Source organism: Palaeococcus ferrophilus DSM 13482 (assembly GCF_000966265.1).
In the GTDB taxonomy this organism is placed as follows: domain Archaea; phylum Methanobacteriota_B; class Thermococci; order Thermococcales; family Thermococcaceae; genus Palaeococcus; species Palaeococcus ferrophilus.
On the sequence record NZ_LANF01000011.1, the window covers coordinates 152,260 to 176,170 of the forward strand.

The following is a 23,911-nucleotide window of genomic DNA, read 5'->3' on the forward strand; positions in this document are numbered from 1 at the left end:
ATTCCAAGATAGTCGGCTCCAACTAACGGAAAGCTTTTATCCTTTCTCCCCTTTTCTTTCTGTAAGGCATTGATTGCATATGCAGTCTAAAAGTGATGGACATGGTGCGGAGCATTGATGAACTTGTGGCCCTCGGAGAGGCCCTCGGCAATCCCGTGAGGGTTAGAATACTTAAACTCCTCTGCCAGAAGGAGTGGTACGTCTATGAGCTGGCCAAGGAGCTGGGAATCTCAAGGCAGCTCCTCTATCTCCACCTCAAGAAGCTCGAAAAGGCCGGCCTCGTCGAGAGCGAGCTCCGCCTTGAGCCGAACGACCCGAGGGCCAAGAAGTACTACCGCGCAAAGCAGTTTAAAGTGGTTATAGATAACGAAACGATAAAGAGCCTGGAGGAATGAAACATGCCGTGGGGAGGTGAGCACGTGTCAACTCCAAGTGGATGGATAAGCATAATCCTCGGTCTGATACTCCTTGTGGTGTTCATATTCGCGTTCTATCAGATGAACAAGACGCTGAACGAGATGAAGCTCGAGCTGGAGAAGCTCCGGAACACCCTTGAGGAGACCAGGAAGAACACCGAAGAAGTGAGGAAAAAGCTCGAAGAGGTCTAAAAATCTAAAGCCCGCAGCATCCAACCATATTAATCGAGCCATCTATCAATCCTGCTTCTATCTTGCAGTTTTCTTGTTGCGTACCCGCTTCCATTAACTTTTTATATCCTCGCTTCGATGCCCATCTTACTGTGATTCCAATGGAGCGCGGAAAGATTCAGGCGATGAGGCATGAGATACTCAACGGGCCGATAGAGAAGACCCTCCTCAGGTTAGCCTATCCCTTAATAGTCAGCAACCTCGTGCAGGTTCTCTACAACATAACGGACACCTTCTGGCTCGGAAAGCTCGGCAGGGAAGCACTGGCCGCTCCGGGAACGAGCTGGCCGATAATAGGAACCCTCATGGCCCTCGGCATGGGATTTGCAACAGCGGGCTTCGCCTTCGTGGGGCAGTACATCGGGGCTGGAAACTACGAGAGGGCCAACCGTTCAGCCGGAGCGCTCTACTCACTCATGCTCTTCGTCTCCACCGCTACCGCTTTGATAAGCCTAGCAATCCTGCCCTACGCGCTCCATTTCATGAAGGTCACTCCCAACGTATATCCCTACGCCAAGGCCTATGCCACTGTCGTTTTCGCGGGCGTTCCCTTCTCCTTCACCTTCATGGCCTTCTCCGCCCTAATGAGGGCCTCTGGGGACACAAAAACGCCCGTAAAGATAAGCATGCTCACAGTTGCCATGAACATCCTGCTCGACCCTCTCCTAATCTTCGGCATCGGTCCCTTCCCGAGGTGGGGCGTTGCGGGGGCGGCTATCGCAACGGTCCTCTCGAACTCAACGGGGGCGCTAATTGGGGCGAAGATTTTAACAAGCGGAAGGGCTGGCCTTCACCTCACGAGAGAAACCCTCAGGCCAGATATGGAGTTCTACTCGAGGATTTTCCGCGTTGGTCTGCCTTCGGCCGTCGGTCAGTCCGCCAACAGCTTTGGCTTTGTGGTTTTGACGAGGATCATCTACGGCTACGGCGATGTGACCTACGCGGCCTACACCATCACCACCCGCCTCGTGAACTTCATCACGAGCATAGCTCGCGGAGTTAGCATGGCGATGGGGACTATGATAGCCCAGAACATAGGGGCGGAGAAGTACGAGAGGGCGAAGAGGATAGCCCAGAGAACCATGATGATTAACTTCCTCATAGCCTCTTCGGCGATCCTGATAATCGGACTCTTCAGGGTTCCCGTCTTCAAGGTCTTCCTCGACGACCCCCAAGTTATAGCCCAGAGCGAGTACGTCCTCAAGTACTTCCTGATATCCGTTCCGTTCTTTAACGGAATCTTTGTCGTCGTGACGAGGACTTTCAGCTCGGCTGGACATACGAAGAAAAGCATGGTTCTCAGCATGCTCCGCCTCTGGGGCTTCAGGATACCTCTAAGTTACGTCTTCGGCTACGTCGCGGCGGTAACGGTTGTAGGGCTTAAACTACCGCTCGCGGAGCTCTTCGAGATGAGCCCTAAGGGAGTGTTCTTTGGAATGGGTATGAGCAACTTTTTAGCGGCGATGGTGGCATTCATATGGTTCAGCAGAGGCACGTGGATGAAAAGAATAATATCATGAAGAATATAGGGAAACTCAAAGCTTAAATCTCATCACGAGCCTGCTGAGTTCCTTAATAACCTTTTCAAAGTCGGATATTGCAATGTTAACCTCCTCGAGGGCGGATGTCTGCTCCTCGGCTGCGGCACTAACCTGCTCCGCAGCGGCTGTCGTTTCTTCAGCGCTAGCGGCGAGATTCTCAAGGAAGTGCAGGCCTTCCTCGATTTTCTCACCCTCTTCGAGAACCTTGTTCTTGAGATCGTTCGCCTTTATTTCCATCTCTCTCATAAGCTCCGCGATATGTGTCAAATAGGAGACGCTCTCCTTAAGGACTTCAGTTGATCTGGCAACTGTCTCAGCGCTCTTATCCGTAACTTCAACACTCTGCTGTATCTGTTCCATTATCCTGCTAACGATGTTCCGTATATCATCAGCGGCCTTTTTGCTCTCCTCTGCAAGATTCCTAATCTCATCGGCGACCACGGCGAACCCTTTCCCAGCTTCTCCAGCCCTTGCCGCTTCAATTGCTGCGTTCAAGGCAAGCAGGTTGGTCTGCTCCGCAATGCCGGTTATAACGTTGGTTATGTTGGCTATGTTCTTGCCCATCTCAGCAACCCCCTTAACGGTCTCCTCGATCTTGAGCATCATGCTTTGAATTTCCTCTATCTGTCTGATTGCCTCCTCACCCTTCTCACCGCCCTCGCGTGCTAGGCCGACGGCTTCACTCATTGAACTCTCAAAGTCTTCCATAGTAGTTATGGTCTCCTTTCCAATGTCGTCTATGTAGCGCATTGTTTCCGTCATCTGGTTGATGTTTTCCTGCTCACGTTGGGCTTCAATGCTTACCTGGTTTATCGCTTCGGCAACCTGCTGGATTGCCTCACTTATTTGATCTACGTTCTCCTTTATGAGGTGACTGCGCTCCTCAACTACTTTGGTAGCCTCCTGTATCTCGGTCACCATCTCATTCAGGTTTTTGCGCATCTTCTCTATGGCCTCTCGAACTCTCCCAAGGTGGCCATGGAGACCAGTGTCTTCAACCGATAGGTCTCCCTCCGCAAGTCTGTCGAGTATCCCCACCACGATATCTATCTGCTCCTCAATTTCCTTCTTGTACTTAAGGACATCCTGAGGTATTCTTTCCTCACTCGAGATGCTCTTGGAGATGGCCAGCGCTATCCCGACTCCAATAACCCCTCCCAGAACACCCGCCGTTGACCCAACGACTACGGTGGGCACGAGGGTTAATAAAAACACTACTATGGATGACATGACCACCGCCATTCTGCCTTCCATAGCGCATCCCCCAAAGGGGTTAGCACGTTATCCCCCTTAAAGTTTTCTAATAAAAGAAAGTAAAAAACTGACCACTTATGTATATAGTAACTACCTACATACGAACATACACAATTGTCAACGTGAGAGCGCTTAATATTGGACACACTATAAAATAGCTCTGAGAACCCACCAATAGCTCCATCGAATGGAAAGGTTTTTAACATGAAACATAGTACATAGGGCGGTGGTGGTTTGAGGCGGGAGCTCCTCATAGTTCTGTTCCTCCTGCTCATAACGGTGGGCGTTGCCTCCAGGGAGAGGTCCATGGAGTACGAGCACGCGGAACCGGGGGAATTTATGGAGAGAAACTCCCAGTCAGCTCCTCCCTTCCCCGTGAGGGCAGAAAATGCCTCCAAGTTTGCTTCTGCGGCGGGAGAGGGTGACTCCAACTGTCCCCCTCCAACGATTCTCATCCACGATGTGACCCCCTACTACTCGCGGGAACTCGAGGCCGTTGTGGAAGTTCTCGACAAATACAACTACTCTTCTCGAACCGTCCTCTTCGTGATCCCCCGCTTTGACCCACCCTACCACGGGGACCGCTGGGATCTGCGGAGGAACGGGGATTTTGTGGGCTACCTGCACTCCCTGGAGAAAGAGGGCTACCGCATCGAGCTCCACGGGTACGAGCACACATACCATGAGTTCAACTGCTCGTATGAGGTGGCCATGGAAAAGCTCAAGAGCGCGACGGAGCTGATGGGGAAGGTTGGCTTTGAGAACATGAGTCTCTTCCTGCCCCCCGCGTGGGCCCTAAGCAACGATTCCATAAGGGCCATCGGGGAGTTCAACCTTACCATCGTGCTCCCCGATTACTTCATCCCGCCCAACGGGAGCAAGATGCGGGTGTGGAACAGGGAGTACACGTGGTACGTGGGCGAGGGGAAAGCGGAGGAGCGGTTCCTTGTAGCTGCCCACGACTACAACGCCACGTGCCGTGAGGGGATTCCCTTCTATCTCTCCATCCACCCCCAGGTCATAGTCCACGGGGACGGCCTAAAAGTGCTCGAGAAGTTCCTTAGGTGGCTCAAGAAGGAGTGATGAGTTTTAGTGGGCCCGCGGGGCTTCGAACCCCGGACCTCCCGCTTATCAGGCGGGCGCTCTGACCAGGCTGAGCCACGGGCCCAGGAGAATTATGGTGCCCCGGCCGGGATTTGAACCCGGGTCGCGGGATCGAGAGTCCCGCATGATTGACCGGGCTACACCACCGGGGCGCTTGACGATATCCCCTTTCCGCGGTTGATTTATAAATTTTTCGGTAAGCGCGGCCCCACACCGGGAACATTAAAATGTCAAAATCACAAAATAAAAATGTGTTTTTTAACATATTTTTGTGGAGGGGAGCCCCCGAGGCAGATTCTCGACATCGTGACGAAAAATCAATCAAAAACCTTTTATTATTGGTATTGTTCAGAATATCCCTGTTTATTATGAACAAAACCATATTTAACGGTGATAAAAATGAACGAAGTTAAAAACATCGCACCGGAATTCAAGTCAAAGCCCCGCTTCCTCCAGCTCCTCTTCGTGGATATCAACGGTTCACTCAAGGGCATGGAGGTGCCCATAGAGAGATACGAGGACGCGGTTAAGGACGGAATAGCCTTCGACGGCTCTTCAATCCCCGGCTTCCAGGGAATAGAGGACAGCGATTTGATCCTCGTGGCGGACCCGGACACCTACGCCGAGATACCCTGGGAAGGGGTTGCAAGGGTTTACGGCTACATCCACAAGGATGGGAAACCCTACGGGGCCGACCCGAGGGGGGTTCTAAGGAAAGCCCTCGAAGAGCTCGAGAAGGAGGGGTTCAAAGCGTACGTCGGGCCCGAGCCGGAGTTCTATCTCCTCAAGAAAAACGGCACGTGGGAGCTCAAGCTTCCCGATGCCGGCGGCTACTTTGACGTCGTCAACCTCGACGGCGCCAGCGCCATAAAAAGGGAGATTGCAGGCTACATGCCCCATCTCGGCCTCCAGCCCGAGGTTCTCCACCACGAGGTTGGAAAGGCCCAGCACGAGATAGACTTCCACTACGACGAGGCCCTCAAAACCGCCGACAACATCGTGAGTTTCAAGCACGTTGTGAGGGCTGTGGCTTCGTTCCACGGCCTCCACGCCACGTTTATGCCGAAGCCAATCTACGGCTTCCCTGGCAACGGAATGCACCTCCACATAAGCCTCTGGAAGGACGGGGAAAACGCCTTCGTTGGGGAGGACGGTCTGAGCGAAACGGCCCTCCACTTCATAGCGGGCATCCTCGAGCACGCGAGGGGCCTAACCGCCGTTACCAACCCCACGGTCAACAGCTACAAGCGCCTCGTTCCAGGTTACGAGGCACCGGTTTACATAGGATGGGGATACAGGAACAGGAGCGCGCTCATAAGGGTTCCCGCCTTCAAGGGTAGCGGGGCGAGGATTGAATACCGCTGCCCGGACCCGAGCGCCAACCCCTACTACGCCCTGGCCGCGGTGCTCATGGCGGGCCTCGACGGCATAAGGAGAAAGCTCGAACCGCCCGAGCCAGTGGAGGGGAACCTCTACGAGATGGACGAGAAGGAGAGGGAAGAGCTCGGAGTGGGAACGCTTCCGGTGAGCCTTGGAGAAGCGCTGATGGAGCTCAAAAAGGACAGGGTGGTTTCAGGGGCCCTCGGGGGAGCCTTTAAGAACTTCGTAGCCTACAAGGAGGCGGAATGGAAGGCCTACACCGCCTACCTCGAGAGCAGGGAGCTGCCCTTGGAGACGAAGAAGGTAACAGAATGGGAGCTGGAGAGGTACTTCTACCTCTGAACGGGCCTGGCCCTATCGCCCTCTATCCAGAACTCCCCCTCCTCCGTTACTTCCCTTTTCCAAACCGGAACCCTCTTCTTGACCTCGTCTATGGCCCATCTGCACGCCTCGAAGGCCTCGCCCCTGTGGCCGGCGCTCGCTATTATGAGTATCGTGTTGTCCCCAATTTCAAGCTCGCCGTAGCGGTGCCATATGAGCATCTCCTCTATCGGGAACCTCTCAAGGGCCTCCCGCCTTATGCGCTCCATCTCGGCAACGGCCATCTCGGGGTAGGCCTCGTAGATTAACCTCAGGACTCTCCTGCCGTGGTTCTCGTCCCTCACCTTTCCAAGGAAGAAGACCAGCCCCCCCGTGCTCGACTTCGATACGAGCCTCACCGCCTCTTCGAGGTCAAAATCCTCAGGTTTTTTAACGAGCCTTACCAGCATCCTCCCACCCAGTTGGAGCACGGCGGGAAGTCTTATAACCTTTTGGAGCGAGTTAGGAACATGTGCGAGTACGCCTACCGAAACGGCAGGAAGTGCCGTAAGCGGCCCCTCGAGGGCTCGAAGTTCTGCCCCCTGCACATCCCGTACGAGGAGGGGGAGGCGCTCTTCGGTGAGAAAATACGCGAGATCAAGAGGGAGGCCTTTTTGAAGGAGCTCAAGAGGGGAAGGCGCTACTTCGAGGGGGTATACCTCTACGACGTTGAGCTTGAGGAACTCGAGGGGAAGACCCTCGTTTTCAGAAACTCCCACATAGAAGACCTTCGCGTGAGGGAGGCCAGTATAAAGGGAATAACCATCTACGACTCCACCCTGCGGAGCCTCACGCTGATCAAGAGCGAGCTCGACACGGTTTTCATAAGGAACTCCACCATATTCGCGGTGAACCTCCTGGAGGTGGGCTTCTCCGGCAACATCATGGTGAGGGACAGCGAAATCAAGTACGTGATGATGAACGCCTTCGAGTTCAAACAGAAAAGCAGGGAGAGGGCGGAGGAGTACGGGGAGAACGTCAGGGGCCGCGTTGAGCTCTCCAGAGTCTCCGGCCTGAGGAAGGTGGCGATAAACTCAAAGTACCCCCTCCTGAAGGAGCTGACCGGTGGAGAGGAGCTCAAACGGCGCTCAAAGGCAACCGCCCTCCTGATGAGCGGACTTGAGTTCGAGGAGAGCCCACGCTTCAAGAGGAGCGTCAGGATTCTGATACGCAACTACCACGGCGCACTCACGCTCGAAGGTATAAGGGTTCTCGGCCACGTCCAGATAAGCGGGGGGAGGATACACTACCCTGAGTTCGTCCACGTCACGATCCACGGCAACCTCGTCGCCCGCTCCTCCCGGTTCGTAAGCGACCCCATGTGGAACCTCACAACCCTCGCAAACCTCGTGGTGGAGCTCAACGTTACGGGATACATCCTCCTCGAGAACTGCTCCTTCAGCAACCCGGGGCTCGCGGAGACGTTCTACCGCCTCGCAAGGACTAGCTGGGAGAAGAACGGGGACAAGGAAAGGGCTGATGAGTACTACTACCTCGAAATGCTCGCCAGAAGGCGCTCAAAGTACGGAAAGCTCGGGGCAAGGGTGGAGTTCCCCGTGCCAAGGTTCCGTATCCCCCTTCCCAGGAGGGTGAGGCGCTTTGTCCACGGCCTCGAGGTGCTCTTCGAGTGGCTCTTCGCCGACTTAACGTGCAAGTACGGCACGGACTGGAGGAGACCCATCCTCCTGTGGCTCCTCATGGTGAACGTGGTCTTTCCGACCCTTTTCTACGCGGTGAAGGGTGTTGGGGCCAAGTCCTTCTGGGATTACCAGTACTTCAGCATCGTCACCGCCACAACGCTCGGCTACGGCGACCTGCACCCTATCGGGCTCGGAAAGGCCATCGCATCGGCGGAGGCCCTCTTCGGGATGTTCATGTGGGCGGTCTTCCTCACGGTCTTCGCCAGGAAGTACATGCGCTAGTTCAGCAACTTTTTAAGCAAAAAAGCCGACAATTATTGGGTGGAAACTTTGAAGTACAGCAAACTGGTTGTGGAAATTCTCTCCAAAGAGTCCGGGCCAGTGTACTACGACCCGGTTTACCACGGGAGGACGCTTAAGATAATCGGGATAGACGACGACCCGACGAAGGTCATGGCGGACATAGTGTCAAAGTACAGGGAGAAGGGGTACGATGCGATAGTCTTCGACACCACCGGTAACTTTCCAGAGGAGGGCTTCGATAACGTCGTTAAAGTGGAGGACGGGAAGGAAATGGGCCTCGACCCGATAAAGCTCGCCCTGGCGGGAATCATCGGCGACCCCTACTCCGCCGCGACCATAGTCCAAACGCTCTACTCCCTCGACCGCGCCCTCACGGACAGACTTTACGCGGACATCCTCGCAAAGAGAGTCTCAAGCGTGCCGGAAGCTGCTAAAAAGGGCGAGAAGTACAGCGAGGTCATCATGGAAAGCTACACGGAGCTCGACGAGAGGCTCTACAGCGGAGAGGCTCCGAAACTTGAGGGAAGCGTTCTGGTGGACTTTGGAAACGCCCACAGCATAACCGTGGCCCAGGCGGCTTTCCTAACGCTCGCCGCGGCTTTTACGAAGAGGCGGAACGTGGTTATAGGGATAGACGATGCAGCGGTTCTAACGTATTCCGAAGCCGGCAGCGCCGCCCTCCCCCTCCTGACGAGGCCCATGAGGAGAAGGGCCACAATACTGGCCACGAGGTACGCGATGGATGCCCTCCTCCAGACCGCCGGTCCGACGCTGCTTCTCTACACCGACCCCGACACTCAGGCCGTTGTTTACGAGGCCAACGGCGTCCCGCCCGGGGCCATGAGGAAGCACGTCCACAAGGGGCAGGGGGCGTTCATATACCGCACTCCCGAGACGATAAACGTTGAGTGGGGGGAACTCCCCGGGGACTAGAGGGCACTTAGGAGGGCCTCCAAAGCCGCGAGGAGCTTCTCGGTGGCATCCCTTACCTCGGGGCTCATCTCCGCGAACATGGCGGTGTGAGCAGGCTGAACTCCAAGGAGAAGCAGCTTAGCAGAGGTGTTCTCCCGTATGTAGCGCGCCAGCAGACGGAGGGGCATGCCGTGGGTGGACATGGCCTCGCCCAGGGTTCCCTCGGGATCCGCCAAAACCACCTCCCCGGGTCTTCCGCCGAAGTGAACCGCGTCCACGAAGAGCACGTGGCTCGGGTTCTCCCTAACTATCTTGCCCGCGTAGCTCTCCGGCATCTCACCGCAGTTGAGGACGACCACCTTGGGGTTGTTAAGGCTCTCCCTGAGCCTCTCCGCCATGATGACGCCCACGGCATCGTCCCCCCTGATGTCGTTGCCTATGCCGCAGACGACGACGCGGGTGGCGTTCCTCAAGAAGTCCGAAAGTTCCATCTTCTCACCCCAAAAATAAGAAATCAGAGACGGTCGGCCACTTCTCCAATCTTCTCCGCGAACTCCGTTTTGAGGAGCTCCTCGGGATTGCCCACCTTCTCCTCAAGGTCACCGTACAGCGGGATTCCCACGAGGTAGGGCACGCTGAGCCCCTCCGCGAGGCGGGCTATGTCCCTCTCCTCGTCGAGCTTGAGGTTCTCGACTAGGCCCAGGATTCTGTGGTTCCCTTCCTTCAGAAGCTCTATGAGCTTCCTCACAACGTTGATTGAGAGCTTCGAGGGAGTCGCCACCACCAGGAACTCTCCCCTCTTGAGGAAGCGAAGGACGTCGAGGAACTGGTCGCCGAAGCCAGGGGGCATGTCTATTATGAGGTAGTCGAGCTCGTCCCAGCGCGTTATGGTGAGAAGCTCTATGAGAGCATCACTCACCTCCATGCCCCTCAGCGGCGTCGGTTTGTCCTCGGAGTAGTAGACGATGCTCATGAACTTGACCCCGTGGACGGTGGGGGGAACAACTCCATACTCCTCCTCGGGGAACTCCTCAGGCTCAAAGCCGAGGATGACGTGGTCGCTCGCGCCGTGGAAGTCGAGGTCGAGGAGGCCGACCCTATAGCCCCTCTTCGCCAGGACGAGGGCGAGGGTCGTCGAGACGAGGGACTTTCCAACACCGCCCTTCCCGCTCACAACGGGGATTATCCGCTTTACCTTCTCAAGTCTGCCCTCTATGCCCTTTATGCGCGGGTCAATCGTTATCATGCCCCATCACCCTTCTCGATTTTTATGCCGCTGATGTAGACTCCCCTTCCCTTTAAGACCTCGAAATCCCTGCTTCCGCACTTCGGGCAGGCGAGGAACGCATGTACCACCTCGGGGATGAAGTGTATGTCCTCCTTGATCCTCTCGTCGAACCCTTCCTTAACCTCCCTCAGCCTCCACTCGTGGCCGCAGTCTCTGCATTTAAAGACCGCCTCTTCCTCCTCGAAGACTACCTCCGCCCCCTCTCCTATGGTGCCCTTGAGGAGCTCCTTCATGGCGAACTCTACCACCTCGGCGTTTACATCCTGAAGCTCCCCCAGAACGACGTGGATTGCAAGGAGTTTTGACGCACCCTCCCTTTGAGCGTAATCGAGCGCCGTCCTAACTATGCCGTCAGCGAGTGCCCACTCGTGCATACCATCACCAACCCAATATCCGAGGGAGGACTTATAAAAGAGACGGTGGCTCAGAGGGAGAGGGAAAGTGTTACGAACCTCTCCCCGGCCATGTAGGAGAAGGGTATCTCCTCAAGGGCCTCTATCGGCACGACCGTCCTCATCTCGTCGAAACCGAGCGCCCTGGCCCTCCCCGCGAGGAGCGAGATCGTTCTCCCCACGTCGCCTCCCCACGCGTAGGCCGTGACCACGTTCCCGTTGTAGGCCCCCTCCATGGCGTAGAGGCTTCCACCGAGTTCGCCGCTCTCAAAGTGCACCCTGTCGTCAACCCCCGCTATCCTGTCAACGAAGAGTGTGAACCAGTGGTGGTAGGAGCTCTGGAACTTTCCGAGGGTCATCTCCCTGCCCTTAACGTCCCCCCAGCCAAGGGGCCTCAGCCTGGGCGCTTCCTCCAGGGGTTCTATTTCCTTGAGCTTTACACCCACGAGAACGCCGATGTTGATTATCTCGCTGATACCAAGGCGGGAGTAGAAACCGAGGGCGCTCTTCTCCGACGTTACGGTGAGGAGTTCGTGCCCCTCCTGGCGGCCGGTTCTTATCCCAAACTCCACGAGGGCCCTTCCAACGCCCCTGCCTCGGAATCCCTCTTTGACCTGGAGTACGTCGAGGTGGGTGAGCTTCGTCCCCACGCCGTGAATGGGCTCCTCGCTCATGAGGAACTCCGCGTGGCCGGCTGTTTCTCCCTCAACCAGCGCCACAACGGGCAGACCCCCGTGCAGGAGAAGGTTGTTCGTGTGAATGGAGCAGGTTTCGAGGCTCATCCATGGGCCGCCTCGAAGGTAGCGCTCGAAAATCGTGCCACCGGTTAAGGAGCCGGCGTGAACGCTCACTATTCCGGCAACGTCGTCGAGCGAAGCCTTTCTGATTTCCATCCACACCACCAAAAATAAAGGGTTCAGAGCTCGGACTCGCCGAGCAGCTGGACGAGGTCAAGGAGCCGCTTGTCCTTTATTTGAGCTATTATCTCCCTGACCCTCCCCTCCTCGAGTTCCCCATCCTTGTAGAGGGCCATTGCCTTGACGCCGTTGAAAAACGCCTCCAGCTCAGGGAAGGCCTTCGCAAAGGCGTCCATGTTGTCGTAAACGGTCTCGAACTCATCCTCAAGGAAGAGCTGCCAGAGCACATCCACGAGGGCGTCAAAGGAAACGTCGAAGTAGGCCGTCCCCTCGGAATCCAGGAGGGCGTAAAGGCACTCCTGGAGTGCCGCCTCATAGTTGTCCTCGTCCTCGAAGATTTCCTCAAAGGCTAGGTGGGCCTGCGCCATTAGGAGCCTGTTATCACGGATGCGCCTTAAAAGACCGGCGAGTTCTGCTTTGGCCTTCCTCACATCGCCGTTCTCAAAGCGCAGGTATGCGAGGTATATGAGGGCGTGAAGGTAATCGTCTTCCTTGCCGAGCTCCTCGAAGGCAAGTGCCGCCTTCTCCATCAGTTCGAGGGCCTTTTCGTACTCCGTCAGCTCCTCATGGGCCAGCGCCATGTTGTAGTAAATCTCAGCTATGTGCTCCTTCTCCCCCTTGGCGGTCTCCTCCTCCAGGAGGGTTCTGTAGAGGGCGAGCGCCTTCTCAACCTCGCCTACCTGGGCGTAGAGGTCCGCCAGCTGGAACTTGGCCTCGAAGGTGTCCTCCTCGAAAGCGAGTGCCTCGAACTCAGGAATCTTTTCAATCTCAAGGTATGTCTCGTAGAGGTAGCAGACGAGTTTCAGGAGCTCGTAGTCCTTAACCTCCTTTGCGAGTTCCTCTGCCTTTTCGAGGGCGGTCTTAAGCTCCCCATCCTCCAGCTCGTCGGCGTTTTCGTAGAGGAAAGCCCTAACGGCCTCAACGTCCCTGTCTTCAACGGCCTTAAGAAAAGCCTCCATGTTCGCATCCATTTTTCATCCCCCACAGTGATTTGGAACAACGGGTATATAACCTTGCCGCGAAAAAAGTGTGGGGAGGCTCAGCGCCTCCTCCTCAAAAGGGCCAGGAGTGCGAAGATGCCTACGAATGCTGGCCCACAGGTGCCTCCCCCTCCGGTGGGCGAGGGCTTGCTGCTCGGCTGCTCCGAGGATGTGGTGGAGGTTGTTGCCGTTGAACTGGAGGATGGGGATGGCGTAGTGGCTGTCTCTGTTTGGGTTGGAGTTGAGGTTGATGAGGTCGTTATCGTCTCGCTTGGGGTTTCAGTGGTCGTTGTTGATGCTGTGGGCGCTTCCTCCTCCACGGTTATGGTGACCCGCTTCACGTCCTCTCCTCCTTTATCGTCCCTTACTGTCAGCGTCACCGTGTAGTTGCCCCCGTTCGCATAAACGTGGCTCGGCTCGGAATCCGTTGAGGTGCTCCCATCACCGAAGTCCCAGCTCCAGCTCACTATGCTCCCGTCCCTGTCAGTGGACTTATCGGCGAAGCTTACCTCCTCACCCGCCTTCGGCTCCTTGGGCAGGAACGTGAAGTCCGCGGTCGGGAGGTAGTTCTTCGGCTCGACCTTTATCTCCTTGGTGTAGCTTCCCCTCAGCCCGCTCTCGTCCTCAACGGTGAGCATGACCGTGTATGTTCCGGGTGTGGCGTAGGTGTGTTTGGGGTTCCTCTCGTCCGAGAAGCTCCCATCTCCGAAGTTCCAGCTCCAGCCGGCAACGCTCCCGTCCGGGTCGCTTGAGCTGTCCATAAAGCTAACCTCATCGCCGGCCTTTATCTCCGACGGCGAGTAGCTGAAGAGGGCGTTCGGTTTCTCGTTGTGCTGGACGTTGATCTTGGCGGTGCATGTTGCGTTCGCGTTCCACGGGTCGTAGACCGTAAGCGTGACTGGATAGACCCCCTCTTTGCGGTAGGTGTGCAGAACCTGGGAGGCGTTACCCTCCCCGGTTATACCGTCCCCGAAGTCCATAACCCACCTCAAACTGCCGTTCTCGGGGTCGTTGAGGTTGAGGGTGAAGTTAACATCTAGGGGCATCTTTCCGGAGCTCGGATTCGCCGCTATGGAGCACTCGGGGGGCTTGTTGAGGGCCCGAAGCGCGTCGAAGTTTAGCTTGAGAAAGCCGAGGTTTATGAAAATCGGGCTCTGGTTCCTCTGTTCGTAGTATTTTCCCTTGCTCGGGACGTAGAAGTCGAGAACTAGATGTCCGTCGTCCTTGTCTCTGTAGATGACCCCGGTGGCGTTGTACCACTTGTCCCTGTCGTCTATCCTCCCCTCGTAGGCCACCAGAATGGAGGTCTCGTTTGAGAACTTCATTTCGTGGGTCGTCAGCTTCTCGTAGCCGTAGTCGCCCTGGATTGAGCCCTCGAACCCCGTGAGCACCCTGCTCCCCAGCGTGCCTTTGAAGGAGAGTGAGAGTCCAAGGGAGAAAGTGTTGGCATCCTTTTCCCAGTGGAGCTGCTTCATGTACTGCTCGTAGGAGCTCTGGACGTTGCTCGCCTCTATGGTGAAGACTCCGAGGACGCTGCTTGCGTCGTAGTTCTTGAGTTCCGTTATTTTGGTGGGGTAGGTGTTGATGTCCCCGATTTCATGGAGATCCGAGTCGTAGGAGGTGAAGTGAGCATTGGGTGGTCCCTTGGGAACTGACACGAGGATATACTGCTGTTTGCCGTTTATGACCGCAAGCTCCGGCGGCCATATTATGGGGAACTCGTAGACGTCGTAGTCCGTGCTCACGTAAATGGCCCCATCAGCCATGTCCGCGAGCATCTTGTATGTTATCGTGGTTTCGTAGCTCTTGCCGGTCTCGCTCTGACGTTTCTGGCCGATCATGGTCTTCAGGCCAAGCTCGTACTTGACGAGCCCCGGTACGTTCTGCACGAACGTGAGCTCCGCGGTCAGCTTCATGTCTGTGGTGGACTTTATTGAAGCGCTGGTCATCTGGGTCTGCTTACTCGTGTACGCTGAGTAAAATGTCCCGCTCTCGTTTATGGCGTCGTAGTCAACGGGCGGGGCGTTTATTACCGCTATGACCTTGTTCACGACGTGGAGGACGGCTTTGTTGGGAGGGCCCACGACTATGGAGTCCCCGTTCACATCCGCAACTGCTATGCCCGCACCGTAGGTGAACTCCGTCTGAAGTCCATCGGGGCCATTCAGTAGGTCTCCCACCATGTTGTAGACCTTGACCCTGCCATTGTACTGAGAGGCCCACACTATCTCCTCAGCGCCGTCGGTGTTCACATCACCAACCGCTATCCTGTCGCCCTTGGAAAACAGTATTGTGAATGCCCCGATCTCGTTCCCCTTGAACTGTGCACCGTCCTTTTCGAGCTTGAATATATGGACCCCCCTCTTCTTGTTGTCCTGCGTGGCTATGACTATCTCGTCGAGGCCATCCATATCGACGTCTCCCGTAGCCATCTCGTCCCTGCTGTGGATGTCGAAGGATTCCATCTCAACCATACCAAGGGAGTTTCCGTTGACGTCGTACACCGATAGGGTGTCCTCGCTTGCATCGGCGTGGACGATCTCAGCTATACCGTCTCCGTCGAAGTCGCCCGCTCCTATGGCATCGCCATCGGCAAAGTCGTCCACCTTAAACTGGTTCACCATGTTGAAGTTCTCGTCGAAGATGTGGATCCAGTTGTTCCTATCTGCGTGGATTATCTCAGCCTTCCCGTTCCCCGTCAGGTCTCCGCAGGTTAAATCATCGCCCGCTTCAAAGTTTACGTCGTGCTTTCCGAGCTCGTTTCCGTACATGTCGTAGATGTAGATCTTGTCCGTGCTCCTGTCGCCCTGTATTATCTCGGCCCTTCCGTCGTCGTTAACGTCGCACGCAACCATTTCGTCCCACTTCTCGTAGCCGGTGTGGAACTTTCCAATTACTCCCCCGCTCCCGTTCTCGTACATCCAGAAGTAGTCCCCGCGGTCGCCTATAATGATATCCCCGTCCTCAATGACCCTGCCACCGATCCCGTCTATGAGGTTCGCGTCCTGAGCAGTTGCACGGGGCAGAAGAAAGGCTAGTATAAGGCACAGAACGAGAAGGGAGGAAGTCAATCGTACGCGTCCCATACTCCCACCTTCGTAAGGTACGCCTGTGGAAGATAGAAAAAGAACACGCAGGCTTACATCAAGTTAAGACCCCAAAATATATAAATTTTTTCGCTCTTTCGTTTAATTATATCCGAATATTTCAGGGCAAATTTGTAATAGTTAAACGTAACTTGGTGGGCTGTGTGAGTTTAAGATGCGCTCTATCCCGCTCTTGTGGCCGAGGCCAACGACCGCTATAACCCGGGGCTTCGCCTCCCTCGTGAGGAGTTCGTCCACGATTCTCATCAGGTTGCGGGCCATGACCTCGTTCCTCTCCTCCACGAGGACGTGGAAAAGGTAAGGGTAGCGCAACTTAAAGCGGGTCATCATGAGCTTGAAGTCCTCCATCGGGTTGCCTTCCTCCGAAACAGCCCCTATGGGGAGGAAAACCGCGAGCGCCTCGAGGAGGAGGAAAAGTTTCTCCCTGAGCGGCGCCGCGAGGAGCTTTGACGTTATGAGCCTTATGTCCTCATCTATTAAGTAGAGGGGAACGCCGAGGAGAGCGGCGGCTTCAACGGCCCCCCTCATCTCCCCGCCGGGCATCATGCCGAACTCCTCCCCCAGCTTCTCCTCCACCTTGGCGAGGACGTACTGCACAAGGCCACCCCTCCCGAGCCTGAGGGCCTCCTTGAGCTCCGGCTTTACGGAGGCGTTGAGGGAGTGGAAGCGGAGCCTGTCGAGCTCTATCGCAACCGCAGAGGGCCTCTCCCTGAGGATCGTCTCCATTACCTCCCTCCTGCTCTCCGGCGAAACGTGCATCGTGCCTATGACCTTAACGTAGCGCAGATAACTCACTCCCCTCCCTCCAGCAGGTTTTTGAGCTCCCATTTTCCGGATTTGAACGTCAAAACGTCGAAGTCCCTTGGAACGATGAAGTCCACGCCGGATTCACCGCACAGCCTCTCCGCCTCTGAGACGTACTCATCGTAACCGTAGCGGAAGGCCCTGTGGAAGAGAGCCAGGAGCTTGGCTTTTGCACCCCTCGCCGCTTCACACGCTTCCCTGACGGTGCTGTGGTAGCTCTCGCCCCTGTGCTCCGGTTCGAGGTAGGTGGCCTCGTGGATGAGCAGGTCCGCGTTCTCCGCGAAGAGTCTAACCCTATCGCACGGCTCGGTGTCGCCGGTATAGACGACCTTTAAGCCCTTCCTCCTCGGCCCCGTGACCTCTTCAAGGCGGATTAGCCTACCGTTCCACTCTATCTCACCCTCGCGCTCAAGCTTCCCCAGAATAGGCCCCTCAAGGCCGTACTCCCTGAGCTTCTCGGGGATGAAGTTCCCGCGCCTGTCCTTCTCCTTGAAGACGTATCCTAGGGCTGGAATGCCGTGGCTAACCTTGAAGCTCCAGACCTCGTAGCCCTCAAACTCCAAGCGGCTCTCCCCGAGTTCGTGGACGTGTATCTCAAAGCCCGGGCGGAAAAAGCCGCTGTTGATGTAGTTCTGGACGAACTGAAAGGTGTACTTTGGGCCGTAGATGTGCAGGGGCTTTTCCCTGCCCCACAGGTTCATAGTCTGGATGAGGCCCCCGAGACCGAGGTAGTGGTCGCCGTGGAAGTGGGTTATGAAAATCTTCCCGACCCTCATCGGGCTGAGCTTTGCCCTGTTCATCTGTCTTATGGTTCCCTCCCCCGCGTCAAGGAGAATGACCTCCCCCCTATAGCGGAGCGCTATCGCAGGAACGTTTCTCTCGCCCGTTGGCATTATCCCGCCCGTCCCGAGGAAGAAGACTTCCAACATGTTCTGTAGGTTGCCGGGAGGTGAATAAAAACCTATCGAAGCACCCCCTCCCCCGTACGTTTGGGAGAAAAGTTAAAAAGAGAGAAAGTCCACTAACCCTAAGGTGGTTGTAATGATCGAGCGCTTAAAGCAGATGCTCCGCGTGGAAATACTCGAGGTAGAGGAAGAGGATGGAAAGCTCATAGTCTACGTACCCAAGGACCAGGTTAAAATAGCGGTCGGCAGCGGTGGAAGCGCCGTTAAAGCGGCTGAGCTCGTCCTCGGCAAGAAGATAGAAATCAGAGGGAAGTGATGATGTCCCTTAACTTCCGGAAGCAGGAACTCGAGGACCTGGTTATCTCGTTTTTCGTCCTCAGCCTCGTGTTCTCAAACTTCAACGTAAAATGGCTCCCCTACGTGGCGGTGGGGCTCCTCACAGCGTTCGTATTCCATGAACTGGCCCACAGGCAGGTGGCCAAGCACTACGGTTACATAGCGTTCTACAAGCGCTGGGACACCGGTATACTTCTCGCTCTGCTCCTTGGAATCCTCAACCGGGTGGCCCACATAGGTTTCCTCTTCGCGGCGGTCGGGGCCGTCTACATCTACGCCCCCTACGCGGAGTGGGACGATAGGGAGGCCAACGGGAAGATAAGCCTCGCGGGCCCCGCGACCAACATAGTCGTCGGCATCGTTGCACTGGTTATGCTCCTCACCCTCCCGCTGAACGGCTTCCTCGCTTCGGTGCTCTACTACACGGCCTCCATAAACTTCTGGCTGGCGGTCTTTAACCTCCTGCCCTTCCCGCCCCTCGATGGGTGGAAGGTCTTCCGGTGGAACCCCGGCTACTGGGCCGTCGCTATAGGACTCGCCTACCTCCTCAATACGATGGTCTAATATTTCACCGCCGGTGATACAAAGCGGAAAGGTTAAAACCACTCCCCTCTATTCTTATGTGGTGATGTTGATGGCCGAGTACAAGAAGCCTTTCGGTGTTAAGATTGACCTTGAGACTGGCGTGATTCCGGGTGCAAAGAAGCTCGTCAGGAAGCTGAGCGACCTTAAGGGGTACTTTGCTGATGAAAATGCCTACAGCGAGCTCCTAAAGGATGATCCCGTGGTTTACGAGGTTTACGCGATAGAGCAGGAGGAGAAGGATGGAGACCTCAACTTCGCCACCACCGTCCTCTACCCCGGCAAGGTCGGGAAGGAGTTCTTCTTTACCAAGGGGCACTACCACGCCAAGGCGGACAGGGCAGAGGTTTACTACGCCCTCAAGGGGAAAGGCGGCATGCTCCTCCAGACGCCCGAGGGAAGGGCCGAATGGATTCCAATGGAGCCCGGAACCGTTGTCTACGTCCCCCCCTACTGGGCCCACAGGACGGTGAACACAGGGAATGAGCCCTTTATCTTCCTCGCACTCTACCCAGCAGATGCCGGCCACGACTACGGTTCGATAAAGGAGAAGGGGTTCTCCAAGCTCGTCATCGAGGAAGGGGGCGAGGTCAGGGTAATTGATAACCCCAGGTGGAAATCTGATTGAAGTTTAGCAAGCCTTAAATACACCCCTTTCCATTTTAACATATGGACGTGGCATTTTTGTAAAGGTGATGTTTATGAAAGAAAGTTACAGGGACATGATACGCCTCTGGAAGGGCCTCTACATGAACGCCTACGAGAACGTTACTAACGCAATGCCCCGTGTAAGGGGTGTTCTCCTCGCGTACAACACCAACGTGGACGGTTTAAAGTACCTCGAGACAAATGACCTTGAGGAGAGGATTGAGAGGGTCGGCAGGGAGCGGGTGTTTGAGCTCGTGGAGAAGCCGCCCGGAAGGATAAGGAACCTCGAGGAGCTGTTTGCAGGAATACTCTGGAGCATAACACACGGAAAAGCGGCCGAATGGTTCGTCGAGAGCGACGAAGTCAGGGAGTACCTCATGGAGTGGGGATGGGACGAGCTGAGGATGGGCGGTCAGGCGGGGATAATGGCCAACCTCCTCGGCGGTGTTTACAGGGTTCCGGTAGTGGTGCACGTGCCCCAGAACACGGAGACGCAGGCGGGCCTCTTCATGGATGGACCCATTTACGTTCCTCGCTTCTACGACAGCGCCTTTGAGCTGGTGCACCCGAGAGAGGCCGTTGAGGACGGAGAGGACCTCATCCACTACATATACGAGTTCCCGCGCGGCTTCAGGGTCTTTGAGGTAGAGGCTCCGAGGGAGAACCGCTTCATAGCGAACGCCGACGACTACAATGCGAGGGTGTACATGAGGAGAGAGTTTAGGGAGCACTTCAAGAAGATAGCCGAGAGGGTTGACCTAGCGATAATAAGCGGCCTGCACGTGCTGAAGGAGCGCTATTCCGATGGAAGCACGTATAGGGATGTCCTCGATAGGGTCGCCTCCCAGCTCCGCGTCCTCAACCGCCTCGGAGTTAAGAGCCACTTCGAGTTCGCCTACACGGCCAGCGAGGCGGTAAGGGAGGGCATAATTGAGATGCTGGGTAACTTCACCAGCGTTGGCCTCAACGAGGTGGAACTCGCCTCCGTGATGGAGATAGTGGGAGATTCCACCCTGGCCGAGGAGGTTCTCAACGGCGACCTGTTCGCCACGATTGATGCGATGAACCTACTGATGGACGAGACGGGGATAGAAAGGATACACTTCCACACCTACGGCCACTACATGGCCCTAACGAGATACAGGGGCGAGCATGTGCGCGACGCGCTCCTCTTCGCAGCGTTAGCGGCCGCGGCCAAAGCGATGCACGGGAACCTCGAGCGTCTCCCGCAGGTGAGGGATGCCCTTTCCGTGCCCACAAACGAGAGGGCCTTTCCCCTCGTGGAGGCACTCGAGCGCGAGATGGACATGGAGAACGGAATCGTTGACATGACGGACAGGCAGCTCGCCTTCGTCCCAACGAAGATAGTGGCCTCCCCGAAGAGCACCGTCGGCATAGGGGACACCATCTCAAGTTCCGCCATCCTCGGCGAGTTCGCCCGCACACTCTAGCGGGCAAATTTTATATACTTTAGGTTCTTAAAATTCAAAGGGTTTCTTGCAGGGGAGGTGATGGAATGCTTTTGGAGGCTCCCGTATACAAGGAGCTGTTCGGGGCCGTGGAGGTCTACGAAGTTCAAAAGGTAATCAAACTTGATACTCAAACGCGAGACGTGGGGAGCTTCACCGTTAAGAACGTCCCTCGCGAGGACATCTACCGCGTACTCGAGGACATAGCCATAGTCGTGCCCATGAAGAACGAAAAACTCCAGCTCGTGGACGGCGTTCTAAAGGCCATCCCCCACCAGTGCCCCATAATAGTCGTCTCGAACAGCAAACGCGATGGACCTAACCTCTTCAAACAGGAGATTGACCTCATCAAGCACTTCTACAACCTGACCCGCTCGAAGATAGTGGTCGTCCACCAGAAGGACATAGGTCTCTCAAAGGCTTTCAATGAGGTTGGCTACACGGATATACTCGAAGGCGACAAGGTCAGGAGCGGCAAGGGGGAGGGCATGCTAATAGGAATCCTCCTGGCGAAGGCGATAGGGGCCAAGTACGTGGGCTTCGTTGATGCTGACAACTACATACCCGGGTCGGTAAACGAGTACGTCAAGGACTACGCGGCCGGCTTTCTGATGAGCGAGAGCGACTACTCCATGGTAAGGCTCAGCTGGCGCCATAAACCCAAAGTGAGCAAGAGGGGTCTGTACTTCAAGAAGTGGGGGAGGGTGAGCGAGATAACCAACCGCTACATGAACGCCCTCTTCGGGGCCGGCACGAACTTCGAGACGAGCATCATAGCCACGGGGAACGCCGGAGAGCACGCAATGAGCATCAAGCTTGCGGAGATAATGCCCTTCTCAACGGGATACTCTATTGAGCCCTTCGAGCTCGTCTACCTCTTCGAGCGCTTCGGCCGCTGGCAGGGCGTTGAGGAATACCGGGAAGTCTACGACCAGGGTGTTGAGGTGTTCCAGATAGAGACCCTCAACCCGCACCTCCACGAGGAGAAGGGGAGCGAGCACGTTGCGGACATGATACTCAGCTCGCTTGGAGTTATATACCACTCATCCCTCGCCACCAAGGGACTCAAGGAGAGCATACTCGAGGATCTGAAGCTCCACGGTCTCCTCGGGGAGGGGGAGGAACCGCCGAAACCCAAGGTCATGCCCCCTGTGGGCGACCTGGACGTTGAGAAGTGGATGAAAACCCTTGAATCCAACTCGGAAACACTCTTCCACTTCGAGGTGTGAGGATGAGGGTGATATTCCTCGACCTCGACAGGACGCTCCTCGGGGATGATTACTCGCCGAAGCCCGCGAAGGGAGTGGTGAAAGAGCTCAGGAGGGCGGGCTTTGAGGTGGTCTTCAACTCATCCAAGACGCTGGCGGAGCAGGAGTACTACAGAAGGGCCCTCGCCGTGGAGGGGCCATTCATAGTCGAGAACGGGAGTGCGGTGGTGATACCCGCGGACTACTTCCCCTTCCCCATTGGCGGCGTGAGGAGGGGGAACTACATCCTGCTGGAGCTTGGGAGACCCTACTCCGAGATAAAGGCCGTCCTCGATTGTATGAGTGATGAATACGGGCTCAAATACTACGGGAACTCAACCCTCGAGGAAGTTATGGCCTTCACGGGACTTCCCGAGGAGCTGGCAAGGCTCGCCATGAGGAGGGACTACAGCGAGACGATATTTCGGTGGGGAAAGGGTGGCTTCCCGGAAGAGCTCCGGAAAAAGGGCCTTCGGGTTTCGAAGGGGAGCAGGTTCGTGAACGTTACAGGCGATACCGACAAGGGAAAAGCCGCTTCCCTGCTCCTGGAACTCTACAGCCGCCTCGGGGAAGTTGAGAGCTATGCCCTGGGCGACGGGGAGAACGATTTTCCCATGCTGGAGGTAGTTGACCACGCTTTCATAATAGGTGACCTCTCATACTCCGGGGCTAAACATATAAGCTCCCTCGACGAATTGCTGGAGGTGGTGTTATGAAGACGCTTATCCTGGCAGGAGGAAAGGGCACGAGGCTGTGGCCCCTGAGCAGGGAGCTAATGCCAAAGCAGTTCGTCCGCTTCCTTGACGATAAATCCCTCTTCCAGAAAACAGTTGAGAGGGCCGTCCTCTTCTCAAAGCCAAAGGAGATATTCGTGGTGACCAATAAGGAGTACCGATTCAGAGTTCTCGACGATTTAAGGGAACTTGGAATAGAGCTCCCGGAGGAGAACGTCCTCCTTGAGCCCGTGGGAAAGAACACCCTACCTGCCATCTACTGGGGTATAAAGAGGGTACACGAGACATTCGGAGAGTCGGCCGTTGCGGTTCTTCCGAGCGACCACCTCATAGAGGCGAACGAAGCTTACATGGAGGCCTTTGAGAGGGCTGAGAGACTCTCGAGGGGGTACCTCGTCACGTTCGGCATAAAACCCAACAGGCCCCACACCGGCTACGGCTACATAAAGCCCGGGGAGAAGCTTGAGGGTGGATATAAGGTGGAGGAATTTAAAGAAAAGCCTGACCTCGAAACGGCCAAGATGTACGTGGAGAACGGCTATTACTGGAACAGCGGCATGTTCCTCTTCAACACCTCCCTCTTCCTCGAGGAGGTGGAGGAGCACGCACCCGAGGTCGCCGGGGCCTTCGAGGAGGGTAAAACCATAGAGGAGGCCTACGAGCTAACCCCCGAGATAAGCGTGGACTACGGCGTCATGGAGAAGACGGATAAAGCAGCGGTGGTGCCCCTCAACACCCTCTGGAACGACCTAGGAAGCTTCGATGCCATATACGAGGTTATGGACAAGGACGACGAAGGGAACGCCGTCAAAATAGCGAACCACGGCGCGGAGTACATAGGGGTGAACTCCCGGGGTAACCTCGTGATGACGAAGAGGCTGACCGCGACGATAGGCGTGGAAAACCTAATAATCGTTGACACGGACGACGCGCTCCTCATAGCGCACCGCGGCGAAGCCCAGAGGGTGAAGGAAGTCTACAACCTTCTGAAGGAGCAGAAGGACGAGCGCGCGATAGTCCACAGGACGGCCTACAGGCCCTGGGGGAGCTACACCGTGCTCGAAGAGGGCGAGCGCTACAAGATAAAGCGCCTAACGGTTCTTCCAGGGAAGAGGCTCAGCGTTCAGATGCACTACCACAGGAGCGAGCACTGGGTCGTGGTGAGGGGAACCGCGAAAGTTATCGTCGGGGATAAGGAGCTCCTCCTTAGACCGGGCGAGAGCACTTTTATTCCGGCCGGAGTGAAGCACCGCCTTGAGAACCCGGGCAAGGTCGTCCTTGAGGTCATCGAGACGCAGATAGGGGAATACCTCGGCGAGGACGACATAGTCCGCTTTGAGGACGACTTCGGCAGGGGATAA

24 protein-coding genes and 2 tRNA genes are annotated in these 23,911 nt (G+C 56.1%); 14 read left to right on the top strand and 12 right to left on the bottom strand.

Annotated features, from left to right (window positions below; genetic code table 11):
- The first annotated feature begins 101 nt into the window (after positions 1–101).
- The 3 genes from PFER_RS05905 (at position 102) to PFER_RS05915 (ending at position 2,167) form a co-directional block, all read left to right on the top strand.
- On the top strand, positions 102–395 hold the full coding sequence (locus PFER_RS05905; protein WP_048149825.1) for an ArsR/SmtB family transcription factor: 294 nt from the start codon (positions 102–104) through the stop codon (positions 393–395).
- A 3-nt stretch (positions 396–398) separates the two neighbouring features.
- Positions 399–608 (top strand): hypothetical protein, encoded by a 210-nt coding sequence (locus tag PFER_RS05910; RefSeq protein WP_211255076.1) that lies wholly within the window; start codon positions 399–401, stop codon positions 606–608.
- Positions 609–748: 140 nt separating this feature from the next.
- A complete protein-coding gene (locus PFER_RS05915; RefSeq protein WP_048149830.1) occupies positions 749–2,167 on the top strand; it encodes an MATE family efflux transporter in 1,419 nt (472 codons plus the stop codon).
- Between the two features lie 15 nt (positions 2,168–2,182).
- Here the strand turns inward: PFER_RS05915 and PFER_RS05920 are convergent, their stop codons facing one another.
- Positions 2,183–3,442 carry a methyl-accepting chemotaxis protein gene (locus tag PFER_RS05920; protein ID WP_084593917.1) on the bottom strand — a complete coding sequence of 420 codons (1,260 nt, stop codon included), beginning with the start codon at positions 3,440–3,442 and terminating at the stop codon, positions 2,183–2,185.
- A 234-nt stretch (positions 3,443–3,676) separates the two neighbouring features.
- On the opposite strand from PFER_RS05920, the gene PFER_RS05925 reads away from it, so the two are divergent.
- Entirely contained in the window at positions 3,677–4,525 is an 849-nt protein-coding gene (locus PFER_RS05925) for a DUF2334 domain-containing protein (protein ID WP_052696185.1), read from the top strand.
- A gap of 10 nt (positions 4,526–4,535) precedes the next feature.
- On the opposite strand, the gene PFER_RS05930 is transcribed toward PFER_RS05925, so the two are convergent.
- Positions 4,536–4,610: transfer RNA gene (locus tag PFER_RS05930), tRNA-Ile, on the bottom strand.
- Positions 4,611–4,620: 10 nt separating this feature from the next.
- Positions 4,621–4,698: transfer RNA gene (locus PFER_RS05935), tRNA-Glu, on the bottom strand.
- Between the two features lie 247 nt (positions 4,699–4,945).
- Between PFER_RS05935 and glnA the strand changes: the two genes are divergently transcribed.
- Positions 4,946–6,268 (top strand): type I glutamate--ammonia ligase, encoded by a 1,323-nt coding sequence (gene glnA, locus PFER_RS05940; protein WP_048149834.1) that lies wholly within the window; start codon positions 4,946–4,948, stop codon positions 6,266–6,268.
- Here the strand turns inward: glnA and PFER_RS05945 are convergent.
- Positions 6,259–6,696 (bottom strand): molybdenum cofactor biosynthesis protein MoaE, encoded by a 438-nt coding sequence (locus tag PFER_RS05945; protein WP_048149836.1) that lies wholly within the window; start codon positions 6,694–6,696, stop codon positions 6,259–6,261. The two genes, glnA and PFER_RS05945, sit on opposite strands and share 10 nt — an antisense overlap.
- 60 nt (positions 6,697–6,756) lie before the next feature.
- Here PFER_RS05945 and PFER_RS05950 point away from each other — a divergent pair, with 60 nt between their 5' ends.
- On the top strand, positions 6,757–8,208 hold the full coding sequence (locus PFER_RS05950; protein WP_048149837.1) for a potassium channel family protein: 1,452 nt from the start codon (positions 6,757–6,759) through the stop codon (positions 8,206–8,208).
- Positions 8,209–8,247: 39 nt separating this feature from the next.
- Positions 8,248–9,162 (top strand): hypothetical protein, encoded by a 915-nt coding sequence (locus tag PFER_RS05955; RefSeq protein WP_342666383.1) that lies wholly within the window; start codon positions 8,248–8,250, stop codon positions 9,160–9,162.
- Here the strand turns inward: PFER_RS05955 and PFER_RS05960 are convergent.
- From PFER_RS05960 to PFER_RS05995, 8 genes are all read right to left on the bottom strand, one after another.
- The gene (locus PFER_RS05960; protein ID WP_048149843.1) at positions 9,159–9,632 is read right to left on the bottom strand and encodes a hydrogenase 3 maturation endopeptidase HyCI; all 474 of its coding nucleotides are present in this window, start codon (positions 9,630–9,632) and stop codon (positions 9,159–9,161) included. The genes PFER_RS05955 and PFER_RS05960 overlap by 4 nt on opposite strands.
- Positions 9,633–9,655: 23 nt before the next feature.
- The gene (locus tag PFER_RS05965; protein WP_048149846.1) at positions 9,656–10,387 is read right to left on the bottom strand and encodes an Mrp/NBP35 family ATP-binding protein; all 732 of its coding nucleotides are present in this window, start codon (positions 10,385–10,387) and stop codon (positions 9,656–9,658) included.
- Positions 10,384–10,803 (bottom strand): hydrogenase nickel incorporation protein HypA, encoded by a 420-nt coding sequence (gene hypA / locus PFER_RS05970; protein ID WP_048149849.1) that lies wholly within the window; start codon positions 10,801–10,803, stop codon positions 10,384–10,386. Before hypA ends, PFER_RS05965 begins: the two co-directional genes overlap by 4 nt.
- A 50-nt stretch (positions 10,804–10,853) precedes the next feature.
- Entirely contained in the window at positions 10,854–11,714 is an 861-nt protein-coding gene (locus PFER_RS05975) for a GNAT family N-acetyltransferase (protein ID WP_048149850.1), read from the bottom strand.
- 23 nt (positions 11,715–11,737) lie between these two features.
- Complete coding sequence (locus PFER_RS05980; RefSeq protein WP_245612462.1) at positions 11,738–12,709, bottom strand: tetratricopeptide repeat protein; 972 nt, start codon at positions 12,707–12,709, stop codon at positions 11,738–11,740.
- A gap of 68 nt (positions 12,710–12,777) precedes the next feature.
- Complete coding sequence (locus PFER_RS05985) at positions 12,778–15,804, bottom strand: PKD domain-containing protein (protein WP_048149851.1); 3,027 nt, start codon at positions 15,802–15,804, stop codon at positions 12,778–12,780.
- Positions 15,805–15,945: 141 nt separating this feature from the next.
- Positions 15,946–16,620 (bottom strand): TraB domain-containing protein, encoded by a 675-nt coding sequence (locus tag PFER_RS05990; protein ID WP_048149853.1) that lies wholly within the window; start codon positions 16,618–16,620, stop codon positions 15,946–15,948.
- Positions 16,617–17,558, bottom strand: coding sequence for a ribonuclease Z (locus PFER_RS05995; RefSeq protein ID WP_048149855.1), 942 nt, complete (start codon positions 17,556–17,558; stop codon positions 16,617–16,619). Before PFER_RS05995 ends, PFER_RS05990 begins: the two co-directional genes overlap by 4 nt.
- 112 nt (positions 17,559–17,670) lie before the next feature.
- On the opposite strand from PFER_RS05995, the gene PFER_RS06000 reads away from it, so the two are divergent.
- The 7 genes from PFER_RS06000 (at position 17,671) to PFER_RS06030 (ending at position 23,911) form a co-directional block, all read left to right on the top strand.
- The gene (locus PFER_RS06000; RefSeq protein WP_048149858.1) at positions 17,671–17,850 is read left to right on the top strand and encodes a KH domain-containing protein; all 180 of its coding nucleotides are present in this window, start codon (positions 17,671–17,673) and stop codon (positions 17,848–17,850) included.
- Between the two features lie 2 nt (positions 17,851–17,852).
- Positions 17,853–18,434: a site-2 protease family protein gene (locus PFER_RS06005; protein ID WP_048149860.1), complete on the top strand. Its 582-nt coding sequence runs from the start codon at positions 17,853–17,855 to the stop codon at positions 18,432–18,434.
- A 70-nt stretch (positions 18,435–18,504) separates the two neighbouring features.
- A complete protein-coding gene (pgiA, locus tag PFER_RS06010; protein ID WP_048149862.1) occupies positions 18,505–19,080 on the top strand; it encodes a glucose-6-phosphate isomerase in 576 nt (191 codons plus the stop codon).
- A gap of 97 nt (positions 19,081–19,177) precedes the next feature.
- Positions 19,178–20,551 carry an ADP-specific glucokinase gene (locus tag PFER_RS06015; RefSeq protein ID WP_157255144.1) on the top strand — a complete coding sequence of 458 codons (1,374 nt, stop codon included), beginning with the start codon at positions 19,178–19,180 and terminating at the stop codon, positions 20,549–20,551.
- A gap of 65 nt (positions 20,552–20,616) precedes the next feature.
- Complete coding sequence (mpgS, locus tag PFER_RS06020; RefSeq protein ID WP_048149866.1) at positions 20,617–21,798, top strand: mannosyl-3-phosphoglycerate synthase; 1,182 nt, start codon at positions 20,617–20,619, stop codon at positions 21,796–21,798.
- A gap of 2 nt (positions 21,799–21,800) precedes the next feature.
- Positions 21,801–22,532: a mannosyl-3-phosphoglycerate phosphatase gene (gene mpgP, locus PFER_RS06025; RefSeq protein WP_048149873.1), complete on the top strand. Its 732-nt coding sequence runs from the start codon at positions 21,801–21,803 to the stop codon at positions 22,530–22,532.
- Positions 22,529–23,911, top strand: coding sequence for a mannose-1-phosphate guanylyltransferase/mannose-6-phosphate isomerase (locus PFER_RS06030; protein WP_048149875.1), 1,383 nt, complete (start codon positions 22,529–22,531; stop codon positions 23,909–23,911). Before mpgP ends, PFER_RS06030 begins: the two co-directional genes overlap by 4 nt.

Excerpts from the sequence above, each read along its gene's own strand:
- PFER_RS05910 (WP_211255076.1), top strand. The coding sequence starts at position 399 with ATGCCGTGGGGAGGTGAGCACGTGTCAACTCCAAGTGGATGGATAAGC.
- PFER_RS05905 (WP_048149825.1), top strand. The coding sequence starts at position 102 with ATGGTGCGGAGCATTGATGAACTTGTGGCCCTCGGAGAGGCCCTCGGC.
- glnA (WP_048149834.1), top strand. The coding sequence starts at position 4,946 with ATGAACGAAGTTAAAAACATCGCACCGGAATTCAAGTCAAAGCCCCGC.
- PFER_RS06000 (WP_048149858.1), top strand. The coding sequence starts at position 17,671 with ATGATCGAGCGCTTAAAGCAGATGCTCCGCGTGGAAATACTCGAGGTA.
- PFER_RS06030 (WP_048149875.1), top strand. The coding sequence starts at position 22,529 with ATGAAGACGCTTATCCTGGCAGGAGGAAAGGGCACGAGGCTGTGGCCC.
- PFER_RS05975 (WP_048149850.1), bottom strand. The coding sequence starts at position 11,714 with ATGGAAATCAGAAAGGCTTCGCTCGACGACGTTGCCGGAATAGTGAGC.
- PFER_RS05945 (WP_048149836.1), bottom strand. The coding sequence starts at position 6,696 with ATGCTGGTAAGGCTCGTTAAAAAACCTGAGGATTTTGACCTCGAAGAG.
- PFER_RS05995 (WP_048149855.1), bottom strand. The coding sequence starts at position 17,558 with ATGTTGGAAGTCTTCTTCCTCGGGACGGGCGGGATAATGCCAACGGGC.
- PFER_RS05950 (WP_048149837.1), top strand. The coding sequence starts at position 6,757 with ATGTGCGAGTACGCCTACCGAAACGGCAGGAAGTGCCGTAAGCGGCCC.
- PFER_RS05980 (WP_245612462.1), bottom strand. The coding sequence starts at position 12,709 with ATGGATGCGAACATGGAGGCTTTTCTTAAGGCCGTTGAAGACAGGGAC.
- PFER_RS05985 (WP_048149851.1), bottom strand. The coding sequence starts at position 15,804 with ATGGGACGCGTACGATTGACTTCCTCCCTTCTCGTTCTGTGCCTTATA.
- hypA (WP_048149849.1), bottom strand. The coding sequence starts at position 10,803 with ATGCACGAGTGGGCACTCGCTGACGGCATAGTTAGGACGGCGCTCGAT.
- PFER_RS05965 (WP_048149846.1), bottom strand. The coding sequence starts at position 10,387 with ATGATAACGATTGACCCGCGCATAAAGGGCATAGAGGGCAGACTTGAG.
- mpgS (WP_048149866.1), top strand. The coding sequence starts at position 20,617 with ATGCTTTTGGAGGCTCCCGTATACAAGGAGCTGTTCGGGGCCGTGGAG.
- mpgP (WP_048149873.1), top strand. The coding sequence starts at position 21,801 with ATGAGGGTGATATTCCTCGACCTCGACAGGACGCTCCTCGGGGATGAT.
- PFER_RS05915 (WP_048149830.1), top strand. The coding sequence starts at position 749 with ATGGAGCGCGGAAAGATTCAGGCGATGAGGCATGAGATACTCAACGGG.
- PFER_RS05920 (WP_084593917.1), bottom strand. The coding sequence starts at position 3,442 with ATGGAAGGCAGAATGGCGGTGGTCATGTCATCCATAGTAGTGTTTTTA.
- pgiA (WP_048149862.1), top strand. The coding sequence starts at position 18,505 with ATGGCCGAGTACAAGAAGCCTTTCGGTGTTAAGATTGACCTTGAGACT.
- PFER_RS05960 (WP_048149843.1), bottom strand. The coding sequence starts at position 9,632 with ATGGAACTTTCGGACTTCTTGAGGAACGCCACCCGCGTCGTCGTCTGC.
- PFER_RS06005 (WP_048149860.1), top strand. The coding sequence starts at position 17,853 with ATGTCCCTTAACTTCCGGAAGCAGGAACTCGAGGACCTGGTTATCTCG.